The sequence below is a fragment of the Catenulispora yoronensis genome, assembly GCF_039531695.1.
Lineage (GTDB): Bacteria > Actinomycetota > Actinomycetes > Streptomycetales > Catenulisporaceae > Catenulispora > Catenulispora yoronensis.
This window is the reverse complement of the sequence record NZ_BAAAQN010000006.1, coordinates 228690-248885: the sequence shown is the minus strand read 5'-3', so window position 1 is coordinate 248885 and position 20196 is coordinate 228690. Positions and strand designations below refer to the sequence as shown.

Sequence of the window (20196 nt, the reverse complement as noted above, 5' to 3'; positions counted from 1 at the left end):
GCGGAATCGAGCCGGACTCGGGCTTGCGGCTAGTTACCAGTGGGTAGCATCCTGGTGGGAGTCTTTATTACTGATGAGTACGACCGGAACGCAACCCTGAGCCGGTCCGGGACCACGGGAGCCACGGCGATGAGCCACTACAAGTCGAACCTCCGCGACATCGAGTTCAACCTCTTCGAGGTGCTGGGGCGGGGCGAGGTGTACGGGACCGGCGACTACGCCGACATGGACGTCGACACCGCCAAGTCCGTCCTGGCCGAGGTGGAGCGCCTCGCCGTGGACGAGCTGGCGCCGAGCCTGGTCGACTCCGACCGCAACCCGCCGATCTACCACCCCGAGACGTTCAGCGCGACGCTGCCCGAGAGCTTCAAGCGCTCGTACAAGCAGTTCATGGACGCCGAGTGGTGGCGGCTGGGCCTGCCGGTCGAGCTCGGGGGGACGCCGACGCCGCGCACGCTGCGCTGGGCGGTGGCCGAGCTGGTGCTCGGGGCCAACCCGGCGATCTGGATGTACACCTCCGGCGCCGACTTCGCGACGGTGATCTGGAACCTGGGCACCGAGGAGCAGCGCAAGGTCGCGGCCCGGATGGTCGAGGGCCAGTGGGGCTCCACCATGGTGCTCACCGAGCCGGACGCCGGCTCGGACGTCGGCGCCGGGCGGACCAAGGCGGTGCGGCAGGACGACGGCACCTGGCACATCGACGGCGTGAAGCGGTTCATCACCTCGGGCGAGCACGACCTGTCCGAGAACATCGTCCACCTGGTGCTGGCCCGGCCCGAGGGCGCCGGCCCCGGCACCAAGGGGCTGTCGCTGTTCATCGTGCCGAAGTTCGACTTCGACTGGGAGACCGGCGAGCTCGGCGAGCGCAACGGCGCCTTCGTCACCAACGTCGAGCACAAGATGGGCCTGAAGGCCTCCACCACGTGCGAGGTCACCTTCGGCCAGCACGGCGTGCCGGCCAAGGGCTGGCTCGTCGGCGAGGTGCACGACGGCATCGCGCAGATGTTCAACATCATCGAGTTCGCCCGGATGATGGTCGGCACCAAGGCCATCTCGACCCTGTCCACGGGCTACCTGAACGCGCTGGAGTACGCCAAGTCCCGGGTGCAGGGCGCGGACCTCACCACGCCGGGCAAGGACGCCCCGCGCGTCACCATCACCCACCACCCGGACGTGCGCCGCTCGCTGATGACGCAGAAGGCGTACGTCGAGGGCATGCGCGCCCTGGTGCTCTACACCGCGACGTTCCAGGACGACGTCGAGGTGGCCCGGGCCGCCGGCGAGGAGAACAAGCACGCCGAGCGGATGAACGACCTGCTGCTGCCGATCGTGAAGGGCTACGGCTCGGAGAAGTCGTACGAGCAGCTGGCGCAGGCGCTCCAGATCTTCGGCGGCTCCGGCTTCCTGCAGGAGTACCCGCTGGAGCAGTACATCCGGGACGCCAAGATCGACTCGCTGTACGAGGGCACGACGGCCATCCAGTCGCTGGACCTGTTCTTCCGCAAGATCGTGAAGGACGGCGGCGTGGCCATCAACGCGCTGAACGAGGAGATCGCCAAGTTCCTGGCCACCGGCCCCGGCGGCGAGCAGCTGGCCAACGAGCGCGCGCTGCTCACCGCGGCGCAGGGCGAGCTCGGCGCGATGCTGAAGGCGATGCTGGACAAGGCCGGCGAGTCGCTGTCCGACCCCCAGCAGCTGTACGTGGTGGCGCAGAACACCGTGCGCTTCCTGTTCGCGCTGGGCGACGTCATCGTGGCGTGGCTGCTGCTGCGCCAGGCGACCGTGGCGCAGGCCGCGCTGTCCGGCGGCGCCGCCGAGCGGGATGTGCCGTTCTACACCGGCAAGATCGCCGCCGCGCAGTTCTTCGCCCGCAACACGCTGCCGCTGCTGGCGGCGCAGCGGGCGATCGTCGAGGCGACCGACAACGCGCTGATGGACGTGCCGGAGGAGGCGTTCTAAGCCTCTTCGCAATTCACGCGACCGCCCCTACTCTTCGCCGACATGGCGAGAGTAGGGGCGGTTCTGCGAGTCGCGGTACGGACCGTCGGCGAACTGCTGGTCACGTTCTCGGTCGTGATGGCCTTGTTCATGGTGTATCAGCTCTATTACACGAACCTGGTCGGTCGGCAGCTGATGGACGACGAAGTCAGTGCGCTGCATAAACAGTGGAGTACGGGCGCGGCCGCGGCTCCGGCCGCCGTGCCCGTCGCGGTGGCGTCGTCGCCCGCGGATCCCGGGCCCGGGCCCGCGAGTGCGCCGTCCTCGGCGCCGGCCTCCGGGGCGACCGCTGCGGGGACCACTGTGGCGATCCTCCACATCCCGCGCCTGGGCACCGGCGCCGACACCTCGGGCACCCCGGTCCTGGAGGGGGTCGGCCTGGACGTGCTGAACAAGGCCGCGGGCCACTATCCCGGCACGGCGCTGCCCGGCCGACTCGGCAACTTCGCGGTCGCCGGCCATCGCAAGACCCACGGCGAGCCCTTCCGCCACCTCGACGAACTGCGGGCCGGGGACCTGGTCACCGTCGAGACCGCGACGGCCTGGTACACCTACCGGATCGACACCGGCCCGGTGATCGTGGCGCCGTCGGACGTCGATGTGGTGGACGCGGTGCCCGGCCGCCCCGGCGCCGCGCCGACCGGGAGTCTCATCACCCTGACGACGTGCGATCCGTGGTGGTCCTCCACCCGGCGGATGATCGTGACCGGGCATCTGCTCTCGTCACGGCCCCGCCCATGACTATTGACACTCCGTCAGATCCTGTCGTCAATGGCTAGGCCGTTCGAACGGCCAGTCGATGTCAGGAGGCATTCATGGATCACCCGGACCACTACTCGGACCCCCCGGACCACCCCTATCACCGAAGCAGACGTCTGCGACGGCGCGCGACCGCGCTCGGCGGCGTGGCCGCCGGCATCGCGGTGACGATCGCCGCGTCCGCCCCGGCGGCGAGCGCCGACCCGGTCGACGTCGGCTACGGCGGCTGCACGAGCAGCAACTCGGCACTGGCGACACCGCCGCCGGACTACACCACGCGAGTGACGCTGACCCCGCAGGGCAGCGGGTTCCAGGCCGGTAAGCCGATCACCATCACCTGGCACTACTCGGAGTCCACGGCGCCGCCGCCGCAGGGCATCCCGGCGAAGAACGTGGCCACGGCCAAGGGCACGATCCTGATCGGCGGCGCGGCCACGAGCACGGTCGTCACCGGGGCGTCGGCGGCGTTCCCGCCGGACGTCGTGCCGGTGGGCGGGAAGTTCCAGATCCCTGATATGACCGCCACCTTCACGCCGTCGACTGCCGGGACCTACATCCTCACGCCGGGGGACAACGAGCAAGACGCGAACCTCGGCTCGCTGACCCTGGTTATCAAGTGCAAGGCCAGCGGCGCCAAGACAGCCGCGACGATCACCGTGGCGGCGGGTGCGCCGGGAGCGGCGTCATCGAGTTCTGCGACGGCGGCCACGGCCGCCACGACCACCACGTCGACGCTGACGACGCTGCCGCACACCGGGTTCGACGGCCGGTGGATGGCGGGGGCGGCGGGGCTGGCGGCGGTGGTCGGGGCCGGGGGCCTGGCCGCCGCGCGGCGCCGGAGCGGGAGCCACGGCTGAGGCCGGACCCGGCTTTCGAACGTGCGTATTGACTTCCCAAGAACCCTGGCCATGAATAGCTGACACTCCATCAGATCAGGTGCACGACAACCCATCCCTGCGGGCCGCCGGCCCGTGGGTTTGTCACCCCCCGGCACGGAGAGGGCACCATTCCAGTGAGACACAGACCCACCTCGAGACACAGATCCACGTCCAGACGGGCCGCGGTGCTGTCCGGGACGCTCGCGGCGGCCGTCGCCACCGTGACCGCCCTGGCCCCCGCGGCCTCGGCCGGAACCACCACGGTGAACTACACCGGCTGCACCAGCAACAACCCGGCGCTGGCCGCGCCGCCGCCGGACTACAGCTCGCAGGTGACGCTGACCACCTCCGCGAGCACCGTGTCCGTCGGCTCGCCGGTCACCATCACCTGGCACTACTCGATCTCCACGGCGCCCGCGCCGACCGGGATCCCGATCGCCGACGCCGCCACCGCGAAGGCGAAGATCGTCGTCGGAGGGGCCGGCAGCGGCACCGTCGACACCGCCTCGTCGGCGGCGTTCCCGCCGGTCGCGGTGCCGGCCGGCGGCACCTTCCAGATCCCGGACTTCACCGCGACGTTCACGCCCACGAGCACCGGCACGTACACCTTCACGCCGGGCGACAACGAGCAGGACGTGGCGCAGTTCGGAGTCGTGATCCAGTGCACCGCGAGCGGGGCCGGGCCGGCGGCGAGCATCACCGCCACGAACGCCTCCGGCGCGGTGTCGGCCAAGCTGGTCCGCCCCGGGGCCACCGAGAACTTCACCGGGGCCGGCTGGATCGCCGGGGAGACCGTGACGCCGTCGTTCAAGGACAGCGCGGGCACCGTCACCACGGGCCCGGCCCTCACCGTCCCGGCAGACGGCGCCGTCTCCGGGTCGATCGGTATTCCGGCCGCCGCCGCCACCGGCGCCGGCCAGGTCGTCCTGACCGGGTCCACCAGCGGGGCGATCCCGGTCGCGGTCACCGTCCTCGGACAGCCCACCATCGCCGCCGCGCCGAACTCCGGCGGTCCCGGCACCCTGGTCGGCGTCTCCGGGCACGACTGGGACCCGAACGCCACCGTCGCGGTCAGCGGCGTGGACGCGGCCAACAACCCCGTCGGCGCTCCGGTGATGCTGAGCACCGACGCCAACGGCGTGCTGTCCGGCACGTACACCGTGCCGAGTGGCGCGATCGCGGCCATCGGTGGCGCGGAGATCGTGAACGGCGCGCCCAGCACCACGCTGCGCGCGGCCACCGCCTTCACGTTCGCCAACAACTCCTGCACCGCGGACGCGGCCGGCGCGGCGGTCTCGGCCAAGGGCACCTGCTCCATCCCGCAGGGGGCGAACATCGCCGTCACCGGCGGGCCGTTGCAGATGGCGGAGAACACCGGCGCGGTGACCTTCCCGGGCGTGACGCTCGACGGCACCGTGCACAACCAGCCCGGCGCGCTCCAGCAGATCGACGTCCAGGACTTCCGCGGCACCACCAACGGCTGGGTCCTGAACGCCACCATGTCGGACCTGGCACTGACCGGCGGGCCCTACGGGAACCAGGGTGCCGCGCCGATCCCGGCCGGGAACGTCAGCGCCGCCGGCCTGACCTGTGCCGGCAACCCGGCGGGGACGCAGCCGTACCCGTCGACGCCGACGGCCGGCTCCGGCGGGGCGCTGGACCCGAACACCGCGATCACGCTGTGCTCGCAGGCGGCCGGGGGCACCAACCCGCCGACCGTCACCGGCGGCGACTTCCTGGTCGGCGCCGCGCTCACCCTGAAGGTCCCGGCCTACGTGCTCCAGGGCACCTACACCGGCACCGTCACCATCTCCCTGCAATAGCCGGTCCGCCGCGCTGATTCGGGGAACCGCAGGCGGCTTCCGTGGGGCGAGGTCCATTCGCCCCACGGAAGCCACTGCCATCAGTACCACACCGACCACACCGCCGGAGCGTGGAGGAGATCATGGTGGGGAACAGCGTGGGCCGGCGCGGAACCCGTCGAGCCGCCGGTCTGCTCGCCGCGGCGCTGGCCGCCGGGGCGCTCGTCGCCGCCGGTGCCGGGCCGGGCTTCGCGCTCGGGCCGAGTCCTTCCCCCGCGCCGCCGGGCTCGTCGCCGAGTGCCGGCCAGAACGATCCCTCCCGGGCGGCGCACCCGAACGACTCGTGGTGGGTGCAGCCCGCGCCGAGCGCCGGCGCCGCCGGCGACTCCCGCCAGTACTTCATCCTGGAAGGCCGCCCCGGCACCACGCTCCAGGACGGCCTGGCCATCTCGAACTACACCGACCACCCGATCACGTACTACGTCTACGGCGCCGACGGCTACAACACCCCGAAGGACGGCCAGTTCGCCTTGCGGGACCACGGCTATCCGATGACCGGCGTCGGGACCTGGATCCGGCCGGCGTTCCCGACCGTGACCGTCCCGGCGCGCACGTCGACCGTGGTCCCGGTCACCGTCGTCATCCCCGCCGACGCGACCCCCGGCGACCACGTCGGCGGGGTCTCCGGCATGGACAGCGCCGTCGAGGCCGTGCAGCAACAAGGCAATGTGCGCGTGGGTATCAAGCGAGTGGTCGCGGCGCGGCTCTATTTGCATGTCGACGGCGCGACCATGGGCGGTCTGACCGTCACCGGACTCAAAGTCTCCGGATCGGCTTCGTTCCCCGCCTATGTGCGCGACAGTGACGGCATCGTTACTGCGACAGTCACCAATAGCGGCAATCTTCTCCAGACTCCGAAAGCGCATCTTCGCGCCACCGGAATGTTCGGCACTCTCATCGACAAGACTGTTCAACTGCCGCAGATACTCCCTGGACAGAGCATCGACTTCGCCCAAGTGTGGAAAAACCTGCCGCCATTCGAAATCGGCACGGTTCATCTGGACGTCACCGACGACACCGTGGCGCCGGCGGTCGCGTCCTCCGCGTCGGCGTCGCTGACGTTCGTCCCGTGGCTCACGATCCTGCTGGTGGCGCTGGTCGTGGCCCTCGCCGTCGCGGCATATGTGTTCTGGCGCCGCCGCGGCGACCCGCCGCCGGTCCGTCGCACCCGTCGCACCCGTCCCGGCCGTCCCTCGCCTGCCAACCGGAGCGGCTCCGGCGGACAGCGGCAGACCTCGAAGGCCGCGGCACCTTGATGCGAAGGCTGCTGGTGGCGGCCGCGACCGCGGCGGCGGTGCTGGGCTGCGCGGCGTTCACGGCGGGCCCGGCACCCGCGATGGCGGCGCTGACGCTCTCAAAGAGCACCGCGAAGGTGGGGGAGCGCCTGACCGTCACCGGCAGTGGTTTCCCTGCCGGGGCTCGCTTGCAGGTGGAAGTCTGCGGCATCGGCGGATCGTCGAACTCTTGCGCCATCGGCGCCGCGGTGCTCGCCACCACCGACGCCTTCGGCGGCTTCCACCAGAACCTGCTGGTGACCGAGCCGCCGACGCCGTGCCCCTGCACCGTGCACGCGGCGCCCTACGGCGGGGCGACCGCCGATCCCGTCGACACCGCGATCGCCATCCCTGGCCTGCGCTTCTTGCCCGAGGCCGCACAGCAGGCCGCAGGCAACCTGAAGCTGCTGGACGCCACCGCGGACGACGATTCGCCGTTCCTGACCCGGATCGGCGCCGACGGTTCGGCCCGCGTCACGCTGACCTTCGGCAACCTGGGCGGCGGCCCGGCCGGGGACCCCGGCGTCGCTCTCACCCTGGCCCGCGGCGGCGAGCAGGTCGGGCGTTATCCGGTCGCCTGGACCGGCGGCCCGCTGCCGGTCGGGCAGCGGCGCCGGCTGGTCTACGAGGTGCCCTTGCCGGGCGGCTGGTTCCGCGACTACGAGATCGGCGTGGAGCTGGGGACCGACGGCGGCGCCGTCAAATCGCTCACCGCCCGGACCCTGCCGGCCTCCGTGCGGCCGTGGGGCGAACTGGTCGCGCCGGCCGCCCTCGCGGTGGGGCTGTTGTGCCTGTTGGCGGGCCGGAGAAGGCACTACAGGGCCGTGGCGGCCCTTCCGGTACGGGAAGGCGCGGTGCCCGGCCGGCGCAGCGGTGCGGCCGTTCCAGGGCCGTTCTCGGCGGTGGAGGCGGCGACTCTCGGGATCGTGGTGGCGCCGGACCCCGGCGGTGCGACGGCTGAGGCCCCTGAGACGGGACCGGCGACGGCGCTTGCGACGCTTGAGACTTCTGAGACTGTTGGGAATGAGAGCCCTTAACGCAGCCGCTCCGCCAGGTCCCGCGCCACCGACGCGGCCCGCACGCCGTAGTCCGAGCCGTACAGCGCCGCGTGCACCAACAGCGGGTGCAGCTGGTGCAGCGGAACCCGCTCCTGCCAGCCGTCGGCCAGCGGGTGGACCTCGTCGTAGGCCGCGATGATCCGGTCCAGATACGGCGGCGGGAACAGCGCCAGCATCGCCAGATCGGTCTCCCGGTGCCCGCCGTGCGCCGCCGGGTCGATGAACCAGCCCTCGCCGCGCCCGTCCCACAGGATGTTGCCGCTCCAGGCGTCCCCGTGGATGCGCGAGGGGCGTTCCTCCTCGCCGGCCAGGAAATCGATACGGGTGCACACCTCTTCGATCACCTGTGCGCCGTCGGAATCCAGGTGGCCGCGATCGCGCGCCAGCTTCACATAGGGCATCACCCGGCGCTCGGCGTAGAACGTCGCCCAGTCCTCGGTGGCCTTGTTGTCCAGCGGGAGCACCGCGATGTAGCCGGGCCACTCGGCGCCGAAACTGTGCGCGCCCCGGGCGTGCAGGGACGCCAGCCGCCGGCCGAACTCCTCCGCGCCGTCGGGCGTCGGGCGCCCCGGCGCCACCCAGGACGTCACCAGGATGTCCTCGGCCACGCCGAGCACCTCGGGCACGCGCACCCCGCCGGACAGGCCGTCGGCGCCGACCGCCTCGCGCAGCCAGCGCAGACCCCTGGCCTCGGCGTCGAAATACCCCGGGCCGGCCACCTGCGCGGCGTCGTCCAATGTCTTGACGAACGCGGCCCCGCCGCTGAAGAACTGTATGCGGTACGTCTTGCCGAAGGAGCCGCCGCCGATGGCGGCCACGCCGAGCACGGCCCTGTTCAACAGGGCGGCCACGCGGTCCGCGACAGTACTCGCCATATGGCGATCGTAGCCGCAGGTGGTGGCCCCGGCGGTGCCCCGCCACCACTGTTTCCTGCGGTTCAGCGCTTGACGTCGTCCGGAAGCATCGCGTTCAGCGCGATCGACACCACGCTGATCACCAGCGCGCCCAGCAGTGCCGACCCGAACCCGTCGACGTGGAACCGCACCTGGAAGTGCTCGCAGATCTTGGACGTCAGCCCCAGCATGAGCGCGTTCACCACGAAGGTGATCAGTCCCAGGGTGAGGATGAAAAGCCCGAACGTGGCTATCTGCACGAGAGGCTTGACCAGCGTGTTCACCGCGGCGAAGATGACCGCGACGACAAGCACCGTGAGCACCTTCTGCTTGGTCGCGTCCGGGGCGCCGGGATCCGTCTGGATCGCGACGCCGGACACCACCAGCGTGGTGACCCACAGGGCCACGCCGTTGATCCCGATCTTCAGCAGGAGTTTCTTCACGCGCGCATGCTCGCACGCCCCCACCGGGGCCGTCGAGGGGTTCGCCGAAGACGCTTTAGGAATCAACGACGGAACATCAGCAGGACACCGGAGCGCCCGGACGGACACCCTCCGCAGTTCCGGATGCGCCCACAGTGGCGTAAGAGGACTTCGAGAGGACTCGCGGGTCACGGTACGGATAGAGGTTTCTAAGAAATCGACCACCGATGGCGCACACAATGCCCTGTACCCGTACTCTGGCAAGCAGACGGTGACTGGATTCCGTCATCGTCCACTGATGTCGCCTGATCGGCGGATGCAGAGGGCTGGTTTCACGCCTGGCTATCAGGGTCGGTATCCCACGAACGGCCCTGAATTGGTTCATGAAGGGTTTTGCCGGATATGCTCACACCATGACTGCGGTGGAACAGCGGCTCGGCCACAAGGTCAAGAGCCTCGAACAGGAACTCAGCGGGGCCAAGGACGCCGTGCTTCGGCCGATGGGCGTGACGGTCCCCCAGTACACAGCCCTGCTCGTCATCAATGACGAGCCCGGTATCAGCGGCGCCGAGCTCGCTCGGCGTTGCCTGGTCACGCCCCAGACGATGACCACGGTCCTCGGCAACCTGACCCTCAAGGGCTATATCGAGCGCCGCTCGGTGCCCGGCCAGGGTCGTGCCATGGAAACCACGATCACCGCCGCCGGCAAGCGGATCCTGGCCAAGGCCGACAAGGAGGTGCTGGCCGTCGAGAAGACGCTGGCCGGCACCATGGCGGTCAAGGACCAGGCGACCTTCGCCAAGCTCCTGGACCAGGCGCGCGCCCCCTTCACCAAGGAGGAGGCCGCCCCCAAGCCGGTCCAGCGGGCTACCCGCACCACGGCGAAGAAGACCGCCAAGAAGGCCCCGGCCAAGAAGGTCGCGGCGGCCAAGGCCGCCCCGGCGAAGAAGGCCGCCGCCAAGAAGACCGTCAAGAAGGCGGCCGTCAAGAAGACGACCGCCAAGAAGACGGCCAAGAAGACCGCACGCTGATCCCCCCACGGCTCAACGTACGGCGACAAACCTGAAGATCCCTGCTATTTGGGCCCGGCGCGCGAAGCGTCGGGCCCGAGGATTGCGGGGGTCTTTTTTTGCTTCCGCACATCAGTGCATTGTTCGCACATCAGCACATTGAAGAACACCCGCCCCACGCATCTCAGTAGTCACACATACCCCGTGTGCCTCACAGAACCCACCAGTCCCACCCAAGCGGCCCGCGACCCGTTGCGCTTGCCAACGCGACATATCGCGTGGTTACCTGGGAACTGAAGCCCCGTCCACGGCGTTGAGTGGGATAGGAGCAAGGGGTCTCGTTGGCGACAAGGACAAGGTGGGGTCGCATATGTCGTTCTGGATCAAGTGGGTCGCCCTCCCGGTGGCGGGAGTCCTCGTCGCGTTCTGGGTGATCTCGGCGATCGTGCACGCCATCGTGGGTTCGCTGCTCACGCTCGCCGTGGTGGCCGCCGCAGCCGGCGCTCTGTACTGGGGCTACAACAAGGTCATGATGGAGATCCCGGCCTACCGCCGGAAGAAGCTGCGCGACAAGCAGCGCAAGGGCCTCTACTAGACCCTGGCCGAGCGACGAGAAGGCTCCGCGCCGAAGACGCGCCAAGGATTGGTGAGACCCGCCTCCGGCGGGTCTCACTTTCGTCGTTCCCCACCCGCGGCCGGCTTACTCCCGGCCGACGAAGACCATCGGCGGCGCGGCTCCCCGCACCACGAAACGCTCGGCGGAACATCCGCCGAGCGTCTCCCTGTGCACTGTGCGTTGCGTTTTGCGCCGCCCCGTGCCGGCGCTAATCGCTGTTGACCACTATTCGCTGATCACCACCGCGTCCTTCTGCGGCCCCGCGGTCGCGGCCACGCCGTTGACGTTCTGCGCGCCCGGGTCCGGCAGAGTCCTGCGCAGCGCCTGGTCGCCCATCGCGGCCAGCATCTGGCGGGCCAGACCCAGCCCGGTCCCGCCCATGGTCAGGGCTTTGCCAAAGACATCGGTCACGCCGTCGGCGCCGTTGAGCAGCACCATGTGCTCGACGTTCTCGAACGACTTCGCCCCGGCGGCGACCACCATCGGCAGCTGCGCGACCAGCTGCTGGGTGATGACAGCCTCCTGATGCTCGGCCAGCGCCTCGCCCCGCGCCTTGATGGCCTCGGCCTCGGCCAGCCCCTGGGCCTGGGCCGCGGCGGCCGTCGCGAGTCCCTTGGCGCGGATGGCCTCGGCCTCGGCCAGGCCCTCGGCCTTGCGGGACTCGGCGTCGGCCAGTCCGCGCGCCCGCCGGGCCTCGGCGTCGGCGAGCGCCTGCGCCTGCGCGGCGTCGGCCGAGGCCTGTCCCAGCGAGCGCTTCGCCTGGGCCTGGGCCTCCGCCTCGGCCCGCACCCGGGTGGCCTCGGCGCCGGCGCGCAGCTCGGTCTCCCGGGCGTGCGCCTCGGCCTCGTGGACCTTCGCCTCCCGTTCGGCCTGGGCCTGCGTCACGGTCTCGTAGGCCCGCGCGTCCGCCGGCTTGCGGACCTCGACCTGGAGCTGCTGCTCCTTGCGGTGGGCTTCGAGCTCGGCGACCTTCGTCTCCTGGACGACGACCTCCTGGCGGGACTGCGCGTCCGCCAGCGGTCCGGCCTGCCGGGCCCGGGCCTGGGCCTGCTCGACCTCGGCCTGGTACCCGGCCTGCTGGATGCTCGTGTTCCGCATCGCCTCGGCCTTGCGGGCGTTGGCCACCGCCTCGGCCTCGGTCGCGCTCTGGTCCGCGGCGGCCTGCGCGATGCGGGCGTCCCGGGTCACCGCGGCGGCGTGCGGCGCCGACAGGGCCTTGATGTACCCGGTCGGGTCCCCGATCTCCTCGATCTGCAAGGAGTCGATGATCAGCCCCAGCTTCTCCATCTCGGTCCCGCTGGTGGCCCGGGTCTGCTCGGTCAACCGCTCCCGGTCGCCGATCATCTCCTCGACGGTCAGGCCGCCCACGATGGAGCGCAGGTGTCCGGCGAAGATGTTGTGGACGCGGGTCCCCATCTGGCTCTGCTGGTCCAGGAACCGCCGCGCGGCGTTGGCGATGGACGCGTGGTCGTCGCCGACCTTGAAGATCACGACGCCCTTGACGTGCAGGGGGATCCCCTGCCGGGTCACGCATTCGACGTCCAGCTCCGAGGCGTTCAGGTCCAGCGAGAGCCGCCGTACCACCTGCACCCCGGGGATGACGAAGTTGCCGCCGCCGGTGACGATGCGGAATCCCAGCCCGTCCGACCCGGCCCCCCGGTGCCGGCGGCCGGAGACGATCAGCGCCTGGTTCGGCTCGGCGACCCGCCACATGGACTTGAACAGGACGACGACCACTACTACGACGAGGAGTACGGCTCCCCCGATGACGTACGGAACGGTAGACACCGTTCACATCCTTCCCGTGCGGCCTCCGTACCTTGCGGAGTGCCAAGGCATGTTCTACTCCCGGCGCCGAACACTGAGAACGGGTTGGACGTTTGCATCGCGCTTGCGTTTCTCACGCCTCACTCACGGCGGGAACATGCATGTCTCACGCATGTTCCCGGCCCGGATCCGCGTTACATCAACGGCTCCACGTAGACGGTGCGCGGCGCGTGGTATTCGACCACGATCACCAGCGCGCCCTTCGGAATCTCCTCGTCGGGTGTCAGCGAGTAGGCATGAAAAGCCTCGGTCCCACCGCGCACCTGCACCATCACTTCGCCGACCAGCCCCGGCGCGATCCGCCCCGTGACCCGCCCCTGCTTGCCGATCATCGTGCTCCAGGCTCTTACGGATCCGTTGGTTCCCTCGGGCGATTGACGACGATCACGGTACGCGCGCTACGGTGTCGGTGAAACCACATACACGCGGGAGCTCGGGCGAACCGGGCTGAGAGGACGGCTGGCGCCGTCGACCGCCGAACCTGTTCGGGTAATGCCGACGTAGGGAGCGCCGTGATGACGGCTGTCAATGATGTGCCCGTGTCCTCGGAAACCGCCGGAACCGCCGGAATCGCCGAAACCGCGGGTGCGTCCGCTTCGCGCAAGACCTACCTTTCCTCTCCCGTCCGCTCCGACCTCCGGGTCCCGATGCGCGAGGTGCTCCTGACCAACGGCGGCTCGGTGGTGCTCTACGACACCTCCGGGCCTTACACGGACCCTGATACACGCACCGACGTCCGCTTCGGCCTGCCCGCGCTCCGCGCCGCCTGGATCGCCGAACGCGCCGACACCGAAACGTACGAAGGCCGCGTCTGGCACCCGGCCGACGACGGCCTGAAGGACACCGACCTCCGCAACCTCGACGCGGTCTTCTCCGGAGGCCGCAAACCGTTGCGGGGCACCGGTCCGGTCACCCAGCTCGCCTATGCCCGGCGCGGCGTCGTCACCGCCGAGATGGAGTACATCGCGGTCCGGGAGGGGCTGTCCCCGGAGTTCGTCCGGACCGAGGTCGCCGCCGGGCGCGCGGTGGTCCCGGCCAACGTGAACCACCCCGAGGCCGAGCCGATGATCATCGGCCGGCACTTCCTGACCAAGGTCAACGCCAACATCGGCAACTCGGCGGTCACCTCCTCGATCGAGGAGGAGGTCGACAAGATGGTGTGGGCCACCCGCTGGGGCGCCGACACGGTGATGGACCTGTCGACCGGCCGGAACATCCACACCACCCGCGAGTGGATCATCCGCAACAGTCCGGTCCCGATCGGCACCGTCCCCATCTACCAGGCGCTGGAGAAGGTGAACGGCAAGGCCGAGGACCTCACGTGGGAGGTCTTCCGCGACACCGTGATCGAGCAGTGCGAGCAGGGCGTCGACTACATGACGATCCATGCCGGCGTGCTGCTCCGCTACGTGCCGCTGACCGCCAAGCGCAAGACCGGGATCGTCTCGCGCGGCGGCTCGATCATGGCGGCCTGGTGCCTGGCGCACCACGAGGAGAACTTCCTGTACACGCATTTCAGGGAGCTGACAGAGATCCTGGCGCGCTACGACGTCACCTACTCGCTCGGCGACGGCCTGCGGCCCGGCTCCATCCACGACGCCAACGACGAGGCCCAGTTCGCCGAGCTCACGACGCTCGGCGAGCTGTCGAGGATCGCGCGCGAGCTGGACGTTCAGGTGATGATCGAGGGCCCCGGCCACGTCCCGATGCACAAGATCAAGGAGAACGTCGAGCTCCAGATGGAGCTCTGCGACGAGGCGCCGTTCTACACCCTCGGTCCGCTGACGACCGACATCGCCCCCGGCTACGACCACATCACCTCGGCGATCGGCGCGGCGATGATCGGGTGGTTCGGCACCGCGATGCTCTGCTACGTCACGCCGAAGGAGCACCTCGGCCTGCCGAACCGGGACGACGTCAAGCAGGGCCTGATCGCCTACAAGATCGCCGCGCACGCCGCCGACCTGGCCAAGGGCCACCAGGGCGCGCAGGACTGGGACGACGCGCTGTCCGACGCCCGGTTCGAGTTCCGCTGGGAGGACCAGTTCAACCTGGCACTGGACCCGGACACCGCACGGGCCTACCACGACGAGACGCTGCCGGCCGCGCCGGCGAAGACCGCGCACTTCTGCTCGATGTGCGGCCCGCACTTCTGCTCGATGCGGATCACCCAGGACGTGCGCCGCTATGCCGAGGAGCAGGGCATCGGCGCCGACGAGGCGCTGGCCGCCGGGATGGCGGCGAAGTCGGCGGAGTTCGCCGCCTCGGCGCACGAGGGGGTGTATCTGCCGGTCGTCGACTGAGCCGGTCCGCACGGCTTGGAACGGGGCGGCTTGGAACAGGGCGGCGTCGAACAAGGCGGCGTAGAACAGGGCGGCGTAGAACAGGGCCCGCGTTCACGGGAGGTGAAGCCGGTGAATGCGGGCCCTGTCATGTGCCGACGGCGACCCACCCTACACGCTCGGAGGTTGATGTCATGGTGTTGGCGGGCGAACGGACTATTTCGGCTGGTTGAAAACCGTTGCCCGCCCCGGTGTCCCGGGTGAGGCTGGGCCCATGACAACCGATTCCGCGTGGACGGCGCCGACGATCGTGCGGCGTGAGAACGTGCCGGCCGACACCGAGCGCGAGACCCTGGACCGCTACCTGGACTGGCACCGCGAGACCCTGCTGTGGAAATGCGGCGGCCTCACCGGCGCCGCGCTCGCCTCCCGGCCGCTGACCACCACCGGGCTGTCGCTGCTCGGACTGCTGCGGCACATGGCGCTGGTCGAGCGCTGGTGGTTCCGGGTCCGCTTCGGCGGCGACGAGACGCTGGACCAGATCTACTGCACCGACGACAACCCCGACGGCGACTTCGACGACGGCACCGCGGAGTCGGCCGAGGCGGACTACGGGATTTACCTCGCGGAGGTCGCCCTGGCCCGGCAGGAGGTCCAGGGACGCGGGCTCGACGAACTGTTCCAGGGCCGCAAGCACGAGCTCACGGTGCGCTGGCTCTACCTGCACATGATCGAGGAGTACGCACGCCATCTGGGGCACGCCGACCTGCTGCGCGAAGCCATCGACGGCTCGACGGGGGACTAGGGCCGCCCTTCGTGCGCCGGCCCACCCGCATCGGCGAAGCACTAGGAGAAGCCCGGATCCGCGACCTCCCCGGCCCAGCAAGACTTGTCATCAAGCGGTCGGGATCCACGGGATTCCAGTTCTGGGGGAGGAGCGTTCTGATGAAGAACATGCGGATGGCGTGGACCGCCGCTGTCGCGGCCGGCGTCGTGGTCCTGGGGGGCTGCGGAGGCAGTGGGACCGTGGGGACGGCCCGGTCGGGTGGGGGGACGGGGCCGGTCGGTGGTGCTGGCCCGGGGGGTGCGGGCACCACCGACCGGTCCGGGGGGACGGCTGACGCCGCCGAGGCCTCGGGGGCTTCGACGGCTGCGGGCTCGCCGTCCGGGGGGAGCCCGGCCGGGTCGGCGAGCGGCGGGGCGTCGCCGTCGTCGGCCGCGGCCGGGTCGGGGGATCCGTGCGGGCTGGTCAGCGCGGCCGACGTGGCGCGGCTGGCCAAGATTCCGAAGGGCGCCGGGGGAGCGCCGTCGACCAAGCCGTCGCAGGACTCCGGGGGGAACCGGTACTGCTTGGTCAACGACGGCGAGGCGGATTCGGCCCAGGTGGGGATCGGGCCGATCACCAAGGAGGAGTTCGACCTGCAGAAGATGGATCCGGACAGCAAGGCGGTCGGCGGGCTCGGGGAAGAAGCCCTCTACTCGCCGTCCGACGGGATGCTGAAAGTCCTGAAGAACGGCAAGCTGCTGAGCGTCTGGGTCATCCACGGGGGCTTCGGCGGGGACGACCCGGCCACTTTGACCGAGGAGAAGGCGATCGCCCAGATCGCGGTCGGCCGGATGTGAGGCAGAGGCGGGTCTGCGATCCACCGGCGGTGCCGGCATCGGAAACGATGCCCGGTGCCGCCGGTGGGTTTTCCGGCGTCGGGCGGCGTTTCCCGAACCTCTCGGCGTCCCGGGCCGGGATCGGCCGCCCGGACGGCGCGGCTACTGTATCCCCATGCCAGTCCCCAGGCCCGAACCCCACGTCCCCGCGGCTCCCCGGCGTTCCCGGCGCGCGGGCCGTCCCCTCGCCGCGACGACGGCGTGCGCGGTCGCGGCCTTCGCCCTGGCGGCCTGCTCCAGCAGCACCTCCACTCCCCCGGCGGCGCCGCCGACCACGTCCGCCGCGACGCCCGCCACGCCGGCCACCGCCGGCGGCGGACCGCAGGGCTTGGCCGTCCCCGGCATCCCGGACCCCTGCGCCCTGCTTTCGGCCGACCAGGTCATCCAGGTCGCGCACATACCGGCCGGCGCCAAGTCCGGCGCGGTGGCCTCCAGCAGCGGCGGCCGCAGCTGCGCCTACAACTCCGGGCACCCGAGCGCAGCCACCATCTCCCTGACCGCCGTCACGAAGGCCGGCTTCGACGCCTTCCGGCAGACCATCCCGGCCGGCACCATCACCGACCTGCCCGGCCTGGGCCAGGAGGCGTACCGCAGCAGCCAGACGCCCGGGGTCGTCGACGTCTTCAAGAACGGGTTCGACCTGAACATCTCGGTCATCCACGCCGACAGCGACGCCAGCGCGTCGGCCGACGCCAAGGCGCTGGCGGTGCTGGTCGTGGCGAAGCTCTGAGGATTCGCTGAGGAACCGGCCGCGGAACCGGCCGGTTCCGGGTCCTGAGCCGAGCCCGGACCCCGAGCCGGGCCCGGATCTCGGGGCGGACCCGGTCCCCGGAAAAGCCGAAGCCGGCGGCGATCACCCTCGCCACCGGCCTCACTCCCGGCCCGAACCCGGCAAGGACCCGGCCCGGACCCGGCCCTACTTCTTCGAAGCCGACGCCGAGGGCGGCGCGGGCACCGCCGTCACCGGCGTCTGCGGCACCGGCGGCAGCCCCACGAGCGTGTTCCGGTACGCCACCACCTGGCCCCAGGCCCGCGCCTGCGCGTTAGCCGACGCCAGGTTCGGCGGCAGCCACAGGTCCTTGACGCTCTGGTCCGGGTAGCCCAGCGCCTTCAGATCGGCCTGGTCCGGCATCCACATCCGGGCCCCCGGCGCCGCGCTGCCCCCGGGGATGTCCCGGAGCTGGGTGTCCAGCGCGGTGTGGAACTTGGCGCCGTCGAGCCCGGAGTCGGTGTACAGCTTCGCCTCGGCGGTCTGCTGCTCGGGGGTGGCCGTGCCGCTCTGGCTCAGGTCCGGCACGTAGCCCAGCCAGGTGCCCGACCCGGTGGTGCGGCGGCTCGCCGCCGCCGGGAACCAGTAGTCGGCGCACGGGCCGGCGCAGGCGCCGGAGATGACCAGCGTCAGCTTGCGGTCGTGGATGGTGCGGGCGATGGCCAGGCCGTCGGCCAGATCGCCGCCGGTCACGGTGGCGCGCACGGACTTGGTGCCCGAGCCCAGCGCCGCGGCGAACTCCGCCGCGCTGCCCGGGGCCACGGTGCCGACCAGGGCGAGGGTGTCGCCGTCCTTGGTCCAGTGCCCGGGGGCGTGACCCTTGGTCACGACGTCGGCGGTGGGCAGGGCGCCGATCTTGTAGGGGTCCGGGCGGGGGGAGCTGGAGCAGCCGGCCAGGGTCGCGGCGGCGGTGGCCGCGGTCAGGGCCAGGGCGGCGCGCGCCGGGAACCCGCGGGAGGTCAGGAATCTGCGCATACCGCCCATACTGGCGCCGGGGGCGCCTCGGGGCGGGGAGACTCGCCGCCGGGTTTCAGCCCCGGGGGCGCGGCGGTATCGACGGCAGGGGACTGATCAGGCAGGGTCCGCCCAGGAACGTTCCGGTGTCCATGTTCACCGCGCGGCCCTCGGCGTAGATCATCGGGCCGGTGATGTCCTCGGCCGGGATGTCGAACACCAGCGGGATCGGGGAGTGGCCGTGCACGATCTGCGAACCGCCGAACTCGGCGAGGAACTCCAGCGCGTTGGTGCCGTCGTCGGCGAAGGCGAAGCGGGTGGTGACCAGGTGGGTAAGCCGGTCCCAGGCCTCCAGGTCGGTGTACTCGCGCAGGATCGACTGCACCGTGGCGTTCACCGTCGCGATGTCGCCGCCGAGCTCGCGGTACCCGACGGTGTCGGAGTGCACCAGCAGGTGGTCGTCGACCAGCGCCATGGCCGGCAGCGACTCCAGCCAGCGGGCGTGGTCCTCGGTCAGGGCCCGCAGGTCGCGGGGCTGGCCGCCGTTGCCCAGCCAGCGCTCCTGGAACTTGTCGGCGCCCGGGCCCGCGAGGCGGTACGACGCCAGCAGCATCACCTCGTGGTTGCCCAGCAGGCAGTCGACGCGGCCGCCGTGCTCCGGCGCCTGCCGCTGCAGGCGCATCACGGTGTCGATGACGCCGATGCCGTCCGGTCCGCGGTCGAACAGGTCGCCGAGGAACCACAGCCAGGCCGAGCCGGCGGCCCAGTCGCCGTCGATGTCGGTGATGCCGCTGCGGAACAGCGAGGCCTGCAACTGCTCGGCGCAGCCGTGCACGTCGCCGGTCACGTACACCGGACCGGCCGGGATCGGCCCCACGATGCCGACCGTGGTGTCCAGGTTCAGATCCATGGTGTCGTCGATCTCCAGGGTGATGGCCATGGGATCGGCTTCGGCGTTCGGCGGCGTCATGCAGGCCAGGCTAACGACAATGTGGCTTCTAGGTACACATCGGCGGTGGCGCGGGTTCGCCAATGCATGGTGGTAAGTGAATAGCTCTGCGTCGGGCAAGCACAACGGAGTACGGTCGGTAACGAGGAGTGTGGTCTTCAGTGGCGTGGAAAGGCACGGAGCCGAAGGGGGCCGCTGCCGGGAGCAGCCTGCGGGCGGTCGACACGAGCCTCCAGTCCGCGTGGGTGGCTCAGCGCAGGAAACACATCAAGGAATCCCTGTGGTGGGCCCTGCCGGCGGCGGCGGTGCTGGGAGTCCTCACCGCGGTGATGACCCGCCGGGGCTATTTCGGAGTGGGCTTCGCGGCGCTGGTGCTGCTGGCCCTGGCCGACCTCGCCTACACCAAGCCCGACCACGTCAGCCTGGCCGGGCGGCGCGCCTCCGGGGAGGCGGCCACCGCCAAGGCGATCAAGCCGTTGAGGTTCCAGGGCTTCACCGCCCTGCACGACCGGCGGCTGGCCCCGGGCACCGTGCCGGGCATCCCGCCGGTGGACATCGAGCACCTGCTGATCGGGCCGGCCGGGGTGTTCCTGCTGGACTCCAAGAACTGGACCGGCGGCCCGAAGGCGCAGATGATCGGCACCGACATCTGGGTCGGGATGGACAAGCGCGACGCGATGCTGAAGCGGCTCGGCGTCGAGGCCGAGAACCTGACCACGGCCCTGAAGCCGAGCCTGCCGCGCGGGGTGAAGGTGGAACCGGTGCTGGTGGTGCACGCCAAGGACTTCCGCCCCACGCCCCGGTTCCTGGACGGCGTCACGATCCTGCTCCCCGAGCAGGTCGCCCCGCTGTTCGCGCAGATGCGCCAGGTCATGACCGCGACCCAGGCCGCGACGCTGGCCGCCCGGCTGGACCGGGTGCTGCCGGCCCGGACCGGGGACCGGCCGGTCAACCGCTGATGGGGGCGGGCGCTGAGGTAAGTC

19 protein-coding genes are annotated in these 20196 nt (G+C 70.7%); 13 read left to right on the top strand and 6 right to left on the bottom strand.

What is annotated here, in order from left to right; all coding sequences use genetic code 11:
- The first annotated feature begins 129 nt into the window (after window positions 1–129).
- The 6 genes from ABD481_RS07780 to ABD481_RS07755 all read left to right on the top strand — a co-directional run bounded on the left by ABD481_RS07780 (window position 130) and on the right by ABD481_RS07755 (window position 7808).
- Complete coding sequence (locus ABD481_RS07780; protein WP_344664860.1) at window positions 130–1959, top strand: acyl-CoA dehydrogenase; 1830 nt, start codon at window positions 130–132, stop codon at window positions 1957–1959.
- Between the two features lie 42 nt (window positions 1960–2001).
- Window positions 2002–2739 carry a class E sortase gene (locus ABD481_RS07775; protein WP_344664859.1) on the top strand — a complete coding sequence of 246 codons (738 nt, stop codon included), beginning with the start codon at window positions 2002–2004 and terminating at the stop codon, window positions 2737–2739.
- Window positions 2740–2813: 74 nt separating this feature from the next.
- Window positions 2814–3614 (top strand): hypothetical protein, encoded by an 801-nt coding sequence (locus ABD481_RS07770; RefSeq protein WP_344664858.1) that lies wholly within the window; start codon window positions 2814–2816, stop codon window positions 3612–3614.
- A gap of 206 nt (window positions 3615–3820) precedes the next feature.
- The gene (locus tag ABD481_RS07765; RefSeq protein ID WP_344664857.1) at window positions 3821–5458 is read left to right on the top strand and encodes a hypothetical protein; all 1638 of its coding nucleotides are present in this window, start codon (window positions 3821–3823) and stop codon (window positions 5456–5458) included.
- Window positions 5459–5580: 122 nt separating this feature from the next.
- Complete coding sequence (locus tag ABD481_RS07760; protein ID WP_344664856.1) at window positions 5581–6753, top strand: WxL protein peptidoglycan domain-containing protein; 1173 nt, start codon at window positions 5581–5583, stop codon at window positions 6751–6753.
- Window positions 6753–7808, top strand: a complete 1056-nt coding sequence (locus ABD481_RS07755) for a hypothetical protein (RefSeq protein ID WP_344664855.1) — start codon at window positions 6753–6755, stop codon at window positions 7806–7808. The genes ABD481_RS07760 and ABD481_RS07755 overlap by 1 nt, the downstream gene beginning before the upstream one ends.
- Here the strand turns inward: ABD481_RS07755 and ABD481_RS07750 are convergent.
- Entirely contained in the window at window positions 7805–8704 is a 900-nt protein-coding gene (locus ABD481_RS07750) for a fructosamine kinase family protein (RefSeq protein WP_344664854.1), read from the bottom strand. The two genes, ABD481_RS07755 and ABD481_RS07750, sit on opposite strands and share 4 nt — an antisense overlap.
- A gap of 62 nt (window positions 8705–8766) precedes the next feature.
- Window positions 8767–9165: a phage holin family protein gene (locus ABD481_RS07745; protein ID WP_344664853.1), complete on the bottom strand. Its 399-nt coding sequence runs from the start codon at window positions 9163–9165 to the stop codon at window positions 8767–8769.
- 392 nt (window positions 9166–9557) lie between these two features.
- Between ABD481_RS07745 and ABD481_RS07740 the strand changes: the two genes are divergently transcribed.
- Together ABD481_RS07740 and ABD481_RS07735 are read left to right on the top strand one after the other, a co-directional pair.
- Complete coding sequence (locus tag ABD481_RS07740) at window positions 9558–10175, top strand: MarR family winged helix-turn-helix transcriptional regulator (RefSeq protein WP_344664852.1); 618 nt, start codon at window positions 9558–9560, stop codon at window positions 10173–10175.
- Window positions 10176–10524: 349 nt separating this feature from the next.
- The gene (locus tag ABD481_RS07735; RefSeq protein WP_344664851.1) at window positions 10525–10749 is read left to right on the top strand and encodes a hypothetical protein; all 225 of its coding nucleotides are present in this window, start codon (window positions 10525–10527) and stop codon (window positions 10747–10749) included.
- 246 nt (window positions 10750–10995) lie between these two features.
- Here the strand turns inward: ABD481_RS07735 and ABD481_RS07730 are convergent, their stop codons facing one another.
- Together ABD481_RS07730 and ABD481_RS07725 are read right to left on the bottom strand one after the other, a co-directional pair.
- On the bottom strand, window positions 10996–12483 hold the full coding sequence (locus ABD481_RS07730) for an SPFH domain-containing protein (RefSeq protein ID WP_344664887.1): 1488 nt from the start codon (window positions 12481–12483) through the stop codon (window positions 10996–10998).
- 248 nt (window positions 12484–12731) lie between these two features.
- The gene (locus ABD481_RS07725) at window positions 12732–12929 is read right to left on the bottom strand and encodes a hypothetical protein (protein ID WP_344664850.1); all 198 of its coding nucleotides are present in this window, start codon (window positions 12927–12929) and stop codon (window positions 12732–12734) included.
- A gap of 183 nt (window positions 12930–13112) precedes the next feature.
- Between ABD481_RS07725 and thiC the strand changes: the two genes are divergently transcribed.
- The 4 genes from thiC (at window position 13113) to ABD481_RS07705 (ending at window position 17271) form a co-directional block, all read left to right on the top strand.
- On the top strand, window positions 13113–14900 hold the full coding sequence (gene thiC, locus ABD481_RS07720; protein ID WP_344664849.1) for a phosphomethylpyrimidine synthase ThiC: 1788 nt from the start codon (window positions 13113–13115) through the stop codon (window positions 14898–14900).
- A 253-nt stretch (window positions 14901–15153) separates the two neighbouring features.
- On the top strand, window positions 15154–15684 hold the full coding sequence (locus tag ABD481_RS07715) for a mycothiol transferase (RefSeq protein ID WP_344664848.1): 531 nt from the start codon (window positions 15154–15156) through the stop codon (window positions 15682–15684).
- Between the two features lie 140 nt (window positions 15685–15824).
- Window positions 15825–16502, top strand: a complete 678-nt coding sequence (locus tag ABD481_RS07710; RefSeq protein ID WP_344664847.1) for a hypothetical protein — start codon at window positions 15825–15827, stop codon at window positions 16500–16502.
- A gap of 154 nt (window positions 16503–16656) precedes the next feature.
- The gene (locus ABD481_RS07705; RefSeq protein ID WP_344664846.1) at window positions 16657–17271 is read left to right on the top strand and encodes a DUF3558 family protein; all 615 of its coding nucleotides are present in this window, start codon (window positions 16657–16659) and stop codon (window positions 17269–17271) included.
- A gap of 186 nt (window positions 17272–17457) precedes the next feature.
- Here ABD481_RS07705 and ABD481_RS07700 read toward each other — a convergent pair whose 3' ends face one another.
- Window positions 17458–18285 (bottom strand): hypothetical protein, encoded by an 828-nt coding sequence (locus ABD481_RS07700; RefSeq protein WP_344664845.1) that lies wholly within the window; start codon window positions 18283–18285, stop codon window positions 17458–17460.
- Between the two features lie 55 nt (window positions 18286–18340).
- Window positions 18341–19234 (bottom strand): metallophosphoesterase, encoded by an 894-nt coding sequence (locus ABD481_RS07695; RefSeq protein WP_344664844.1) that lies wholly within the window; start codon window positions 19232–19234, stop codon window positions 18341–18343.
- Between the two features lie 140 nt (window positions 19235–19374).
- Between ABD481_RS07695 and ABD481_RS07690 the strand changes: the two genes are divergently transcribed.
- Window positions 19375–20172, top strand: coding sequence for a nuclease-related domain-containing protein (locus tag ABD481_RS07690; protein WP_344664843.1), 798 nt, complete (start codon window positions 19375–19377; stop codon window positions 20170–20172).
- Window positions 20173–20196: the final 24 nt, after the last annotated feature.